Origin of the sequence: Paradevosia shaoguanensis (assembly GCF_016801025.1) — a bacterium.
GTDB classification, from domain to species: Bacteria; Pseudomonadota; Alphaproteobacteria; order Rhizobiales; family Devosiaceae; genus Paradevosia; species Paradevosia shaoguanensis.
The window spans coordinates 3304334-3316571 of the sequence record NZ_CP068983.1; the positions used below are offsets into that span (position 1 = coordinate 3304334).

Annotated in this window: 17 protein-coding genes; 8 read left to right on the plus strand and 9 right to left on the minus strand. The window is 62.6% G+C overall.

Features of this window, described 5'->3' with window-relative positions:
* Positions 1-21 precede the first annotated feature (21 nt).
* Genes JNE37_RS15985 through JNE37_RS15995 form a run of 3 tightly spaced genes read left to right on the plus strand, consistent with a single transcriptional unit; the run spans position 22 to position 2978 of the window.
* On the plus strand, positions 22-1608 hold the full coding sequence (locus JNE37_RS15985) for a cell wall hydrolase (protein ID WP_203063774.1): 1587 nt from the start codon (positions 22-24) through the stop codon (positions 1606-1608).
* Entirely contained in the window at positions 1609-2637 is a 1029-nt protein-coding gene (locus tag JNE37_RS15990; RefSeq protein ID WP_203063776.1) for a hypothetical protein, read from the plus strand.
* A complete protein-coding gene (locus tag JNE37_RS15995) occupies positions 2637-2978 on the plus strand; it encodes a hypothetical protein (RefSeq protein ID WP_203063778.1) in 342 nt (113 codons plus the stop codon). Before JNE37_RS15990 ends, JNE37_RS15995 begins: the two co-directional genes overlap by 1 nt.
* Here the strand turns inward: JNE37_RS15995 and JNE37_RS16000 are convergent.
* Together JNE37_RS16000 and JNE37_RS16005 are read right to left on the minus strand one after the other, a co-directional pair.
* Entirely contained in the window at positions 2972-3160 is a 189-nt protein-coding gene (locus JNE37_RS16000) for a hypothetical protein (protein WP_203063780.1), read from the minus strand. The two genes, JNE37_RS15995 and JNE37_RS16000, sit on opposite strands and share 7 nt — an antisense overlap.
* Positions 3161-3482: 322 nt before the next feature.
* Entirely contained in the window at positions 3483-3680 is a 198-nt protein-coding gene (locus JNE37_RS16005; RefSeq protein WP_203063782.1) for a hypothetical protein, read from the minus strand.
* Between the two features lie 53 nt (positions 3681-3733).
* Between JNE37_RS16005 and JNE37_RS16010 the strand changes: the two genes are divergently transcribed.
* From JNE37_RS16010 to JNE37_RS16020, 3 genes are read left to right on the plus strand one after another with little or no spacing between them, the layout of a single operon-like run.
* Complete coding sequence (locus tag JNE37_RS16010) at positions 3734-4408, plus strand: lysozyme family protein (RefSeq protein ID WP_203063784.1); 675 nt, start codon at positions 3734-3736, stop codon at positions 4406-4408.
* A 9-nt stretch (positions 4409-4417) separates the two neighbouring features.
* Complete coding sequence (locus JNE37_RS16015) at positions 4418-4702, plus strand: hypothetical protein (protein ID WP_203063786.1); 285 nt, start codon at positions 4418-4420, stop codon at positions 4700-4702.
* Between the two features lie 5 nt (positions 4703-4707).
* The gene (locus JNE37_RS16020) at positions 4708-4962 is read left to right on the plus strand and encodes a hypothetical protein (RefSeq protein ID WP_035029941.1); all 255 of its coding nucleotides are present in this window, start codon (positions 4708-4710) and stop codon (positions 4960-4962) included.
* 48 nt (positions 4963-5010) lie between these two features.
* Here the strand turns inward: JNE37_RS16020 and JNE37_RS16025 are convergent, their stop codons facing one another.
* Positions 5011-5238: a hypothetical protein gene (locus JNE37_RS16025; RefSeq protein ID WP_203063788.1), complete on the minus strand. Its 228-nt coding sequence runs from the start codon at positions 5236-5238 to the stop codon at positions 5011-5013.
* Positions 5239-5307: 69 nt separating this feature from the next.
* Positions 5308-5532: a hypothetical protein gene (locus JNE37_RS16030; RefSeq protein WP_203063789.1), complete on the minus strand. Its 225-nt coding sequence runs from the start codon at positions 5530-5532 to the stop codon at positions 5308-5310.
* 104 nt (positions 5533-5636) lie between these two features.
* Here JNE37_RS16030 and JNE37_RS16035 point away from each other — a divergent pair, with 104 nt between their 5' ends.
* Complete coding sequence (locus JNE37_RS16035; RefSeq protein WP_203063790.1) at positions 5637-5990, plus strand: hypothetical protein; 354 nt, start codon at positions 5637-5639, stop codon at positions 5988-5990.
* Positions 5991-6240: 250 nt separating this feature from the next.
* A complete protein-coding gene (locus JNE37_RS16040) occupies positions 6241-6945 on the plus strand; it encodes an SDR family oxidoreductase (protein WP_203063791.1) in 705 nt (234 codons plus the stop codon).
* 34 nt (positions 6946-6979) lie between these two features.
* On the opposite strand, the gene JNE37_RS16045 is transcribed toward JNE37_RS16040, so the two are convergent.
* From JNE37_RS16045 to JNE37_RS16065, 5 genes are all read right to left on the minus strand, one after another.
* On the minus strand, positions 6980-7894 hold the full coding sequence (locus JNE37_RS16045) for a TIM barrel protein (RefSeq protein WP_203063792.1): 915 nt from the start codon (positions 7892-7894) through the stop codon (positions 6980-6982).
* Between the two features lie 19 nt (positions 7895-7913).
* Complete coding sequence (locus JNE37_RS16050) at positions 7914-8996, minus strand: ABC transporter ATP-binding protein (protein ID WP_203063793.1); 1083 nt, start codon at positions 8994-8996, stop codon at positions 7914-7916.
* Between the two features lie 11 nt (positions 8997-9007).
* Positions 9008-9925 (minus strand): ABC transporter permease subunit, encoded by a 918-nt coding sequence (locus JNE37_RS16055; RefSeq protein ID WP_203063794.1) that lies wholly within the window; start codon positions 9923-9925, stop codon positions 9008-9010.
* Between the two features lie 11 nt (positions 9926-9936).
* Positions 9937-10821: a carbohydrate ABC transporter permease gene (locus tag JNE37_RS16060; RefSeq protein WP_203063795.1), complete on the minus strand. Its 885-nt coding sequence runs from the start codon at positions 10819-10821 to the stop codon at positions 9937-9939.
* A 71-nt stretch (positions 10822-10892) separates the two neighbouring features.
* Positions 10893-12233, minus strand: a complete 1341-nt coding sequence (locus tag JNE37_RS16065) for an extracellular solute-binding protein (RefSeq protein ID WP_035033398.1) — start codon at positions 12231-12233, stop codon at positions 10893-10895.
* Positions 12234-12238: the final 5 nt, after the last annotated feature.

A 12238-nucleotide genomic window follows, 5' to 3' on the forward strand; every position in this document is an offset into this window, starting at 1 on the left:
GTAGGCGACGGCGAGGCCGGCATGACTGCCGTTGCCTACGCAATCGCCAACCGTGCCGCAAAAAGCGGGCTTACGCCTGAGCAGGTTGTCCGCCAGCCCAAGCAGTTCGAGGGTTATTCGCGGCCGGGCAGCTCAGCCAAGAAAGCGATGGGTGATCCGGCGACGGTAGCGAAAGCTGCAAGGATTTGGGACAACGTAGTCAATGGGCGTGTGCCCGACCCGCTCAATGGCGGGACCATGTTTCATGCGTCAAGCATCAAGCCCTATTGGGCCGATGCTGAGAACCGCAACGGCACGACGCGAATTGGCGGTCAGACCTTTTATTTGGGCAACCGGCCATCCAATTCCGCCCTCTCCGCCATTGATGCTGTGGCGCCCACTCCGCAAACCGCCGATCTCGCCGCCATCCGCTCCGCCTATGCGCCGCTCCCACAAACTGCGGAGGGGTTGAACGTCCGCCCGGTTTCCACGGTTTCGATTGATCCGCGCACCGGCCTCCCGACCAGCACCTCGACGCAGCCTGACGCCTTTTTGCCGCGCGCAACGGCCCCTATGCCTGCGCCGAACACTAACGCCATGATCGCGCGCACCATGGCCTCCCTTCCGAATGACACGACGCGCCCTAGCGCTGTTCCGTTCCCGTCTAGCATGACTGCCCCGCGAAACAATGCAACGCCGATCCTTCAAGGCAATGGGCAGGTGATTGACCCGGCTGCGCTCACCCTTTGGGAAGGCGGGCAGCCGGATATCGGCCTTGCCTCGCTTGCCTCTCGTCCCAAGCCTGCCCAGTCGCAGGCGCCGGCTCGCGAAGCCACAATGGCCCCCTCGCGCGTGTTCTCGGCGCCCAAGGAGGCGAAGACTGCCGCCACCTCGTCGTTCGAGCAGAAATACGGTGACCTGATCCCGCTCGTGACGCCGCGTCCGGCCCCCGAACCTGCCGGCAACCTTCAGCGGCAGATTGCCTACGAAAACGCCGGCGTTCCCGATACGCGGACTGTTGCTCGTCCCGTTGCACCTGCGCCACACCAACCGAGCGTTGCCGAGCTTCAAGCCATTCGGGCAGTGCCTGTTACGCCGCCGAAACCCGCACCGCTGCCGCAGCCTGGCACCACCAAAACCGCCGGCCTCGGTCTCGGCACGATGCCATCTCTTGGCGAACTCGGAAACTTCGCAAACCCGCCGCTTGGCACTGCGCTTGCCTTCAAGACCAGCACCGATCGACTGTTGCCCAACCAGATTATGGACCCTGTGACCAGCATGCGCGTGGCTGGCGTCTCTCCGAGCGCTGTAGCTCCGATCCCGCGCCCGCCGCTGCCTCGCACCGCGGTAGCCAGCATGCTCGACGTGACGCCGCCGCGTGTTCCTGTGCCGCGGGCCTCCTTGCCTATGCCAAGTGCGCCGCGCCAGTCCTCCGGCCCTTCTCTGCCCACCCTTATGCAGGCAGGCGGGTACATCTACGCCCCTGCGGCGGGCGGCGGCTGGACCAACATGGGTCGGCTGGTTTCTGGGGGCGGTAACAGTGGCGGCGGAAGCGGGGGCGGCGGCATGAGCCCCGTTCGAGGCGAAAACCGATATGACCCAGACACCAACTCGTGGTCGAGGAAATAAATGGCGAAGACCAGCGTAGATCAGTGGGACGAGATTGCGTCCAACAACACCGACATTGGCGGCACGAACATCGATGAGGGCTGCGCGCCTTCTGGCATCAACAATGCCATCCGAGCTGTCATGGCGCAGCTCAAGGCATGGTTCAAATCCTCCGTGTTCCGCATTTGGGACGGCGCCGACCCCACCAAGAAGGCGGCGTTTGACCTCTCGAGCATCGCGACGGGTACAACCAGAACGCTGACGATCCCTGATGAGAGTGGCCGGCTCGCGCTCCAGCAGCACCTTGCTGGATATCTCTATGGGCTCACGCTTTCGAACAATGCCGTCGACTTCACGAACGACATCGACGTGGCGGTTGGCAATGCGATCGACAGCACTGGCGCCATAAACCTCGCCCTATCAAGCGCTATTACAAAGCGCCTTGATGCTGCTTGGGCGGTCGGTTCGGGCAATGGCGGTCGCATGTCGGCCGCCGCGATTGCTGACACGACCTACCACGTGTTTCTCATTCGCCGCCCTGATACCGGCGTCGTAGATGTCGGCTTTGACGTGAGCCCGACCGCTCCCACGCTCCCGGCGAATTATACCCAGTACCGCCGCATTGGCTCCATCATGCGGGTGTCTGGGGCGATCCGAGGCTTTGTGCAGCGTGGTGACAACTTCTACTGGTCTGCCGTCACCCAGACCGGCACGGCAAATAATCCTGGTACCAGCGCTATCACCGGGACTGCGGCTGTCCCTATGGGCATTGCTGTGGAAGCGATGCTCACCTGCACGATCAACAACGCCTCTGCGTCCAGCTTCATTTTTGGATACGTATCCAGTCTCGCACTCTCAGACCAAGCGCCATCTGTCGACGTGATAAGCGTCGCAACAGGAAACAACTCCGGCAACACAATCGGTATCGCGGTTGTCAGAGTGATGACCAACGCCTCAGGACAATTCCGCTGGCGGCTCTCTGGCTCGACCGCGAGCATCACCTTCAATTTCTCCACTGTTGGCTTTATCGACACGAGAGGGCAGAGCTGATGCCGTACGTTCATCGCGATGAAGACGGCCGCATTAGCGGGATCTTCGAGGTGCTTCAGATCGGGTACGCCGAGGAATGGCTAGACGAGGCAGCAATCGAACCGTTGCCGGCTCCATACCAGCTCTACCGATCTGTCTTTATTAGGCGCATGTCTGAGCAGGAGGTGCTCACCATGGAAGCCGTCCTCCAAAACCCAGCCACGCCGGCCAAGCTGCGCATGATGTTCTACGCCGTGGATTATTTTGTGAGCGACGATCCATTGTTCGCGCAGCTCAGTGCGGCTGTGGCAGCCACGCTAGGAGAAGAGCGGGCAGGGGAGTTGCTCGCCCCCGATCAGTAACCGCGCTTCCAGCGGGCCTTAGCCATCTTGGCCGTGTCGCCGTCATGCTCGCCGTGCAGCTCGCACCAGTCCCAGAAGCGGAAAACCTGTGCTCCGAGCACCGCCAATAGCACCAGCGGCAGAACAACGACTGCGGCAAGGCCGCTAAGTGCCAGATAGGCCACGCGGGCAACAATAGTCATGAAGGCTCCCTCGGTTTCGCGTCGGGGAGTTGGAAAAACCTCGCAGAGCGGGTTCGCGTTGACCTTTAGCCTTGCGGCCTGGACATACGCCAACGCCTCCCCGACTTGTCGAAGGGAGAGCGTATTTTGCGGCCTACGCCAGGCCGCTCTGCGAAGGGGTTTCCACGCCCCAGAGCACATGCATGCGCTCCGGCGCGGAACATAGAGCGCAAGAGGCCGCGAGGCAACGGATGATCTATGTCACCTGCGCTATCGGTGGAGCACTCACGCTCGCTGCCATCCTGCTTATCGCCGCGTACCGCCAAGCCAACCGCTGGCGGCGCTAAACCTGCTCTTTCCCTTGGCTATGCAGCCAGAACAGCTTTCCCCGCTGGGTGATATGCGCATTCTCCGGCCCAGCCATCACGTAGTCATAGGCTGCCAGTTCTCGATAGGCGGCAGCATCAACGGCTGATCCTGGCTTTTCCGCAAGCTGGGTAAGCACTTCCATGGCGGCTTCGGAGATCGTTGGCGTGTTCATGCCCGATCGCTAGCCGAGTCGCCCTTCATCTTCAACATCACAGGAGGCCTTGAATGGCCAATCCCAACGTGCCTCCCGGCGCGGCGATCCTGCTCGACTTTATCGGCGGGATCGAAGCGCCCAAGGGCTACGGCACCATTTACGGCAACAACCAAGGCAAGCTGACCAAGCCGCTCACGTCCATGACGTTGGATGAGGTGATTGCCGCTGGTCCGAGTTGGACGAAGGCCTATAAGTCCTCCGCTGCCGGCCGCTACCAGTTCATGAATGCCACGCTGAAGGATCTGAAGAAGTCGCTTGGCCTTACGGGCAAGGAGATGTTCTCCGCAGACCTTCAAGACCGCCTTGGCTTCGAGCTTCTAAAGCGGCGCGGGTACGACAACTACATGGTCGGCTTCCTTACGCGCACGGCTTTCGGAAAGGCCTTGGCGCAGGAATGGGCCTCGCTTCCTGTTCTCGCCAGCACGCCAGGCCAGAAGCGGCAGGTCGAGCGTGGCCAGAGCTATTATGCCGGTGACGGCCTCAACAAGGCGCTGACATCGCCTGAGAGCGTCGAGGCGGTGCTTATCAAGGCTCGTGACGCTCATATCGTCCCGAAGCCGCAGAAGCCCAGCTCGCAGCCCATTCCGCCGCCTGCCAAGCCCGCTACTCCAACGGCCGCAGTCCTTATCATCATCCTCGCCATCATCGCCGCCTTCGGGGCGGCATTTTTCTTCCTCGCGCACTAGGAGGCGCCAATGCTCAGCATCCTTTCCATGTTCGGTCTTTTTCGCGCCGCCAAGTTCTGGGTGGCTCTCGTGATCGCCGCGGCGAACTTCATCCGCATCTATGCCGGGATCGACCTTGGCCTTGATGAAGGAACCGCTTCGGCCGTCATCGGCGGTATCGGGGCGCTGCTGGTCTGGTTGATCCCCAACTTCCGCAGCCAGCCACAGGAGCTGCCGACCTTCGCCAGCCCGGAGGAGGCGGTTGCGGCCGCAGAAGCCCAGACCGGCAAGCCTCACACCTACACCGAGCGGTAGAGCTCATGAGCGATAGCTTTTCCCAAGAGCAACTAAACCAGCTTCGGCAGGTCATGAGGGAAGAGCTGGCCGATGCCGGCCTCCGCCTCGATGGGCCTGACCATCAAGACGCGGCGCGGGAGGACTTCCGGTTCCTGCGCCGGCTCCGCACCGGTATCGACGGCATCGCCTCCAAGATCGGATGGGTGATTATCCTCGCCGTGGTGAGCGGGGTGATGTGGGTTTTCCAGCTCGGCTTACAGCTATGGAAAGGGCAGTAGTTTGCCCTTGCTGCGGCGATCCGGTGAAGGACTGGCTGCCCTTCCGGGTCAATGGGGCTCTGTCGATCTGCTTCGAGCACTGCGGGCAGCGTTGGCAGATAAATCGGGTGCTGTTTGACCTGCAAATAGCTCTGATAGCGGCCGGCCCTCGACTTCCAACGAGGGCACGCCATGCTTCGCCAATTCCTGCTGGATCGCCGTCAGCGCGATAAGAAGCTCATGCTCGGCTATGAGCAGCTTTTGCGCAGAAGGCGGGATCAGCGGTTCCTCAGGCATTCCGCAACTCCATTCCCCACGAGCTTCCCGCATATTCTCGGCGCCGTCCATTGTGAGAAATCACGATGCTCAGTCCATCGCATCGAAAGCCATCCGCCCCGCGATATCGATGAGATCATCAACCCGGCCGCTATCGTACTTCCCGCCGATCTGTCTTTCGACCTCATCGAGGTACATCCGGCCCCGTTTCGTGTCGGTATCCTTCTTGTTGCGGTGCTCGAAGCGCCAGAGGTTGATTGCGTGCTGCACGACCTCTAACTCGCCTTCCGTCAGTATCAGTACCCTGCTGGCCATCGGCATCTCCGCGCCGGGGCTTGCCCTCCGGCATTGTTCTTTTCTCGTTCGAGCGGTATCGCTGGCCTAGATGATGGGCCCGATCACTGAACGAGTCACGGCCGATGCGCGATCCCAAGCTTCCCTTCCCATTCCCCGATCTCCGCGATCCATTCGCCCCGTTGCCGAAGACGATGCCCATGACCTCTCGCCTGAGCGAAATGTCCGGCTTCTGGATATCGGCGACCTGCGCCTGCGGTAAGCAGAGCGCAACGCTCCCGGCGCGGTTGATGGCCGCGACCTACGGATGGGATGTCACTTTGGGGGAGTTCGTCAGCCGCCTGAAGTGCGAGACCTGTGGTCATGGCCCGGTGCTGGTCGAGGTGATGAGCGATTCCAGACGCACCACAGACGGGCGAGGACATGCCCGGGAGACGACGATCTACATTGTGCTCGATCGTCGGGGCGAACCGGAGTGATCGCCAGCGGTTTCCAATTCGCTGTTTGTTCCGGTAGTTTTGCGGGCATCAGAGCGCTACTGTTGGAAACCAAGCCCACGGGAAACCGGGGCATCAGAAACATCACCGATAACTCTTAATCAGCGGGTCCACGGTTCGAGTCCGTGCGCACCCACCAACGTTTACAAAAGGCGGCCTTCGGGTCGCCTTTGTTGTTTCCGGCATCCGGCAGGGTCGGCAATAATGGCCGCCACTTTGCCAGGAGAGATTCATGCCGGAAACCAAGGTTGCCCTGATCACGGCCGGAGGCAGCGGAATGGGCGCGGCCGCGGCGCGCCGGTTTGCCGCCGACGGTTATCGCGTCGCCATTCTCTCGTCCTCGGGGAAGGGGGAAGAGCTCGCGACGGAGCTGGGTGGTTTCGGCGTGACGGGCTCGAATCAATCGGTCGACGATCTTCGGCGGCTGGTCGAGGGGGCCGTGGAACGCTGGGGGCGCGTCGATGTGCTGGTCAACAGCGCCGGGCACGGTCCGCGCAAACCGATACTCGAGTTGACCGATGAGGACTGGCACAAGGGCATCGACACCTACTTCCTCAACGTCGTTCGGCCGACACGACTGGTGACGCCCGTGATGCGGAAGCAGCGGAGCGGGGTGATCGTCAATATCTCGACAGCGTGGGCGTTCGAGCCCAGCGAGATGTTTCCGACTTCGGCGGTGGCGCGGTCGGGGCTGGCGGCCTTCACCAAGATTTTCGTCGATACCTATGCGGCGGACAATATCCGCATGAACAACGTGCTGCCCGGCTGGATCGACAGCCTGCCGGAAACCGAAGCACGGCGTTCGACGGTGCCGTTGCGGCGATACGGGACGAGCGAAGAGATCGCGGCGACGATCGCGTTTCTGGCGTCGGATGGGGCTGCCTACATCACGGGGCAGAATATCCGGGTGGATGGCGGCGTGACGCGGTCTATCTAGGAGATGGCGCCGGGTTGGCCCGGCGCCACGTTTCTTACTCGGCTGCTTCCGCAGTCAGGTCGTCATCGAGACCGGCCAGCGCACGGGCCATGGCCAGGCAGGCGGGCTGTTCGCGGCTGTAGCGGCGGCCGATTTCCATCATCAGCACCGTGCCGGGGAGGAAATCGAGTTCGTCGAAAATGTCTTCCCAGTCGATGTCACCCCAGCCGAGCGGCATGTGGAGGTCGCCCAGGCCCAGGGCCGTGGCTTCCTGCGGGTGGTACGGCTGGTAGAAGCCGATCGGGCGACCGAAGGAATCGTGGACGTGAAGGTGCCCGGCGACCGGCGCCATCGCGGCGATCTGCTCGCGGAAATCGAGGCCGCGATAGGTGGATTCGATATAGGCGTGGCTGAAGTCGATCAGTGCCACCAGATTCGGGTGGTCGACGGCCTTGACGGTCTCGGCGATCTCGGCCGGGGTCTGGCGGTACTGGCCGGGTTCGGTGGTGAAGATGTTCTCGAGCGCCACCCGCACGCCGTTCGGGCGGGCGAAGTCGGCGAGTTCGTTGAGGATGTCGCGTTCGCGCAGGTCCGCTTCGGCGCGCTCGTGGATTTGGGCGGCGCGCAGGCACCCGCCGTGCTGGACGATGATACCAGCTTCGATGCGGTTGCAAAGTTCAACGAGAGCCTTGGCGGCGTCGAGCTGATGCTCGGCGGTCACCGGATCCATGAAGTTGGACGAGACGAGGCCGTGGACGGTGTAGCGGAAATCGAACTGGCTGGTGAGCGACACCAGAGCGTCGGCGCGCTCTTCGATGATGCGGCCGCCCGCAACCAGATCGAGGGTGGTGAGGCCAAGCTCGACCGTGTCGACGCCGATATCGGCGAGACGGCGCAGATCGGCTTCGAGGCTTTCGAACTCGCCGTCGACGGAACCGGCGTTGAAGCCGGTGGCGATGATATTGCCCATTTGGTGCTCCTGAATGGCCTTAGGCGTGGGGATTGATGCGGCGGCCGTCTTCGGCCGAGAACACGTGCAGCGCTTCCTGCCCGAGCGAGAGGTGCACGGGGGTGCCGGAGGCGATTTCCGCGGTGTCGGTGTCGAGCGCGATGAGGCGCGAGCCATTGGCGTCGGCATGGATCAGGCGCGAGGCGCCCAGTTCTTCGACATAGTCGACGACGGCGGGAATGGCGCCGGCGGTGTTGGCATCCGAACGGCGAACGGCCTCGGGGCGGACGCCGAGCACGATCTTGCGGCCCGGCACGCGCTGGCCATTGAGCGATTCAACGCGGATGCGCCCGCCGGTGCCGTGGACGAAGAGACCATCGGCGTCGAACTCGCCTTCGAGCAGGTTCATGGCCGGCGAGCCGATGAAATCGGCGACGAAGCGGCTGGAGGGGTTGTTGTAGACCTCGATGGGGCGCCCAACCTGCTCGACACGGCCGGCGTTCATGATGATGAGGCGGTCGGCGAGCGTCATGGCTTCGGTCTGGTCGTGGGTCACGAACACCGAAGTCACGCCCAGCTGGCGGTGGAGCTTGCGGACTTCCGAGCGCATCGCCACGCGCAGCTTGGCGTCGAGGTTCGAGAACGGCTCGTCGAAGAGGAACACCTTCGGCTCGCGCACCATGGCGCGGGCCATGGCGACGCGCTGGCGCTGGCCGCCCGAGAGTTCACCGGGGCGGCGGTCGAGGAGCGCTTCGAGGCCGACGGCCTTGGCCACGGCCATGACGCGGGCGTCACGCTCGGGCTTGGAGATACGGGCGACCTTGAGGGAATAGCCGATGTTCTTGCCTACGGTCATGTGCGGGTAGAGCGCGTAGTTCTGGAAGACCATCGCGCAGCCGCGCTCGCGCGGTTCGAGCTGGTTGACGACGCGGTCGCCGATGAGGATTTCGCCGTCGGTGATTTCTTCCAGGCCGGCGATCATGCGGAGCAGCGTGGACTTGCCGCAGCCCGAAGGCCCGAGAATGACGATGAATTCGCCCGCCTCGATCTCGACGTCCACGCCGTGGACCACGAGCGACTTGTTGTAGCGTTTCTTGACGCCCTTGAGAGTGATGGCTGTCATGTTCGATCCAATCATTTGTCGCGAGAGATGAGGCCGCGCACGAACCAGCGCTGCATAAGGGCAACGACGAGAAGCGGGGGCAGCATGATGATGAGGGCGCCGGCCATGGTGACGTTCCAGTCCGGCGTGCCGTTCTGGGCGGGAATGAGCGCCTTGAGCTGCATGACGACAGTGCCGAAATTGGCGCGATCGGTCGTGACCAGCAGCGGCCAGAGATATTGGTTCCAGGACGAGACGAACATGATGGTGGCGAGCGCCAGCATGTTGGTGCGCGAGAGCGGGATGAGCACGTCCCAGAAGAAGCCCATGGGTCCCGAGCCATCCATCTTGGAGGCTTCCACCAGCTCATCGGGAATGGTCATGAAGAACTGGCGGTAGAGGAACGTTCCGGTCGCTGTGGCGATGAGCGGCAGGATGAGGCCGGTGTAGGAGTTGAGGAGGTTCCAGTTCAGCGCGATCTGGACGCCCGATACCGACTGCACCAGCCAGGTGATGCCGAGCGTATCGAGCAGCACCTGGAACGGCAGCAGCGCGTTGGCGGCAATCGAATAGGTCGGCACGATGCGCACTTCGAGCGGCAACATCAGGGTGATGAAGATCGCCCAGAAGCAGATCATGCGGGCGCGGAAGTTGAAGAACACGATGGCGAAGGCCGAGAAGGCCGCCAGCGTGATCTTGCCGATGGTCACTCCGGCCGCCACGATGAAGCTGTTGATGAGCTTGGGGCCGAGGTCGGCGCGCGCCCAGGCGGCCTGGATGTTCTCCATGAGGTGGCTGGACGGCAGCATCGAGAAGGGCACGCGAGCCACTTCCTGGAGCGATTGCGAGCCGGCCACGATCACCACCCAGAACGGGATGAGCACCAGGACGAGCCCGATCACCATCGCCGCGTAGGAAACGAAGTCGAAGAATGGGGAGCGTTCGATCATCTATCGGCACCTCAATTGTAGTGGACGCGCCGTTCGACCCATTTGAACTGGACGAAGGTCAGCGAGATGACAAGGAGCATGAGGACGATCGACTGGGCGGCGGCGCCCGAGTAGTCGAGGCCTTTGAAGCCGTCGAAGTAGATCTTGTAGACCATGACTTCGGTGGCCCCGATCGGCCCGCCTTCGGTCATGACGTCGATGAGCCCGAAGCTGTCGGTGAAGCTCGAGATGATGTTCATGATCAGCAGGAAGAACACGGTCGGCGCGATCAGGGGCAGCTGCAGGTCGAGCATGCGGCGGAACGGGCGGGCGCCATCCATGGCCCCGGCTTCCGAAAGCGAGCGCGGCACCATCTGGAGTGCGGCGAGGAAGAAGATGAAGTTATAGCCGATGCCGAGCCAGGCATGGCAGATGATGACCATGGCGAGGGCATGCCAGCCGACCGTGGAAGGGTCCCAGATACCGGGCCATATCTGGTTGACCGCGCCGATCAGCCCGGCCTCGGGCGAGAAGATGAAGCGGAAGGCGACGCCGGCCGCGGGGGCGGCGATCGCATAGGGCCAGACGAAGACCGACTGGAAGAGCTTGGTGCCGCTCAGGGCCCGGTCGGCGAACATGGCCAGGATCAGCGCCACGGCCATGGAAAGGCCTGTCGCTGCGATGGCGTAGAAGGCGCTGCGGCCCACGGTCGCCCAGTATTTGTTGTCGGCAAAGATGGCGAGGAAGTTGTCGAACCCCACCCAGGTGTTGCCGCCGCCCCACGCCTGTTCAAGCGTGAAGGCCCAGTAGAGGGCCTGTGACGTGGGCCAGTAAAAGAAGACCAGGACCAGGATGAGCTGGGGCGCCAGGAGGAGCCACGGCAGCCAGCCGTTCCGGTAAAATGCGCGTCGTTCCATGGCGAAAAGCCATCCTCAAAAATGAAAAAGGCATGGGCTGGCTGAGCAGCCCATGCCGGAGTTCGCGGGGATCAGGGGAGCGTGGCGCCCGGATAGGTCTTCTCGAACTTGCGCAGGATGGCGTTCGAGCGTTCCGCGGCCTCGTCGAGGGCCTGCTGCACCGGCTTGTTCTCGAAGAGAACGGCCTGGATGGCGTCCTGGACTTCCTTGCGCACGGCGCCGAAGTTACCGAGACGGACGCCGCGGGTGTATTCGGTCGGCGGGGTAAAGGTCAGGCTCTTGATGGCGAGCTCGCGGCCCTTGTAGGGGGCGGCGGAGTAGAAGCCCTTGTCGACCATGGCCTGGTAGCCCGTGTTGGTCACCGGGATGTAGCCGGTAACGGTGGACCACCATTCGGCCTGCTTGGGCGTGGCGATGAAGTTGTAGAAGGCGGCAGCGCCCTTGTACTCTTCAGCCGACTTGCCCTTGAGGGTCCAGAGAGCTGCGCCACCCACGAAGGAATTGGTGCGCTCGGTGCCTTCCCAGACCGGGAGCATGGTCACGTCCCAGTGCATGCCTTCCTTGGCCTGCTTGCCGATGAAGCCGTGGTCGGCGATCGAGGACGAGCTCATCTGGCAATGGGCGTTCACGAAGGAATCGTTGGCGGTTTCGCCAGCGGCCTTGCTCTTGTTCACGAGCAGACCTTCGTCATACATCTTCTTGTACCAGGCGAGCTGGTCGACGAACTTGCCCTTGTTGAAGGCAACTTCCGCATCCAGGCCACCGAAGCCGTTGCCCTTGGTGGCGATCGGCTGGTTGTGGACGGCGGAGAACTCTTCCCACCACTGCCACTGACCGGTCGGATCGAACGCGATCGGGCATTCGTAGCCGGCGGCCTTGAGCTTGCGGGCGATATCCTCGACCTGTTCCCAGGTCTGCGGCGCGCCATCGAAGCCAACGGCCTTGAGGGCATCGGTGTTGTAGTAGAACACGGCCGTCGAATTGTTGAACGGCATGGCGAGCAGCTCGCCCGTCGAGGTCGAGAAGTACGAGGCGATGCCCGAGAAATAGTTCGACCAGTCGATCTTGTAGCCGTTCTCTTCCATCAGCTGGCGCACGGGGACATAGGCGCCCGAGAGCATCAGGTCGACGACGCCGCCGTCGCTGATCTGCGCGATGGTCGGCTGCTTGTTGGCGCGGAAGGCCGCGATGGTGTTCTGGAGATTGCTCTCGTAATTGTCCTGGCTGACGCACACGATTTCATAGTCCGCCTGGGACGCGTTGAAATCCTTGCACATGTCCTGGATGCGTTCGCTCAGGTCGCCGGAAAGGCCGTACCAGAATTCGAACTTGGTAGCGGCCATGCTGGGCGCGCTTGTAAGCGCGATGGCGCCGACCGTCATTGCTGCGCCGAGCAGCAGATTGCTCTTCATTAGGT

Coding starts and splice junctions, on each gene's coding strand:
- JNE37_RS15985 (WP_203063774.1), top strand. CDS start 22: ATGACTGCCGTTGCCTACGCAATCGCCAACCGTGCCGCAAAAAGCGGG.
- JNE37_RS15990 (WP_203063776.1), top strand. CDS start 1,609: ATGGCGAAGACCAGCGTAGATCAGTGGGACGAGATTGCGTCCAACAAC.
- JNE37_RS15995 (WP_203063778.1), top strand. CDS start 2,637: ATGCCGTACGTTCATCGCGATGAAGACGGCCGCATTAGCGGGATCTTC.
- JNE37_RS16000 (WP_203063780.1), bottom strand. CDS start 3,160: ATGACTATTGTTGCCCGCGTGGCCTATCTGGCACTTAGCGGCCTTGCC.
- JNE37_RS16005 (WP_203063782.1), bottom strand. CDS start 3,680: ATGAACACGCCAACGATCTCCGAAGCCGCCATGGAAGTGCTTACCCAG.
- JNE37_RS16010 (WP_203063784.1), top strand. CDS start 3,734: ATGGCCAATCCCAACGTGCCTCCCGGCGCGGCGATCCTGCTCGACTTT.
- JNE37_RS16015 (WP_203063786.1), top strand. CDS start 4,418: ATGCTCAGCATCCTTTCCATGTTCGGTCTTTTTCGCGCCGCCAAGTTC.
- JNE37_RS16020 (WP_035029941.1), top strand. CDS start 4,708: ATGAGCGATAGCTTTTCCCAAGAGCAACTAAACCAGCTTCGGCAGGTC.
- JNE37_RS16025 (WP_203063788.1), bottom strand. CDS start 5,238: ATGCCTGAGGAACCGCTGATCCCGCCTTCTGCGCAAAAGCTGCTCATA.
- JNE37_RS16030 (WP_203063789.1), bottom strand. CDS start 5,532: ATGGCCAGCAGGGTACTGATACTGACGGAAGGCGAGTTAGAGGTCGTG.
- JNE37_RS16035 (WP_203063790.1), top strand. CDS start 5,637: ATGCGCGATCCCAAGCTTCCCTTCCCATTCCCCGATCTCCGCGATCCA.
- JNE37_RS16040 (WP_203063791.1), top strand. CDS start 6,241: ATGCCGGAAACCAAGGTTGCCCTGATCACGGCCGGAGGCAGCGGAATG.
- JNE37_RS16045 (WP_203063792.1), bottom strand. CDS start 7,894: ATGGGCAATATCATCGCCACCGGCTTCAACGCCGGTTCCGTCGACGGC.
- JNE37_RS16050 (WP_203063793.1), bottom strand. CDS start 8,996: ATGACAGCCATCACTCTCAAGGGCGTCAAGAAACGCTACAACAAGTCG.
- JNE37_RS16055 (WP_203063794.1), bottom strand. CDS start 9,925: ATGATCGAACGCTCCCCATTCTTCGACTTCGTTTCCTACGCGGCGATG.
- JNE37_RS16060 (WP_203063795.1), bottom strand. CDS start 10,821: ATGGAACGACGCGCATTTTACCGGAACGGCTGGCTGCCGTGGCTCCTC.
- JNE37_RS16065 (WP_035033398.1), bottom strand. CDS start 12,233: ATGAAGAGCAATCTGCTGCTCGGCGCAGCAATGACGGTCGGCGCCATC.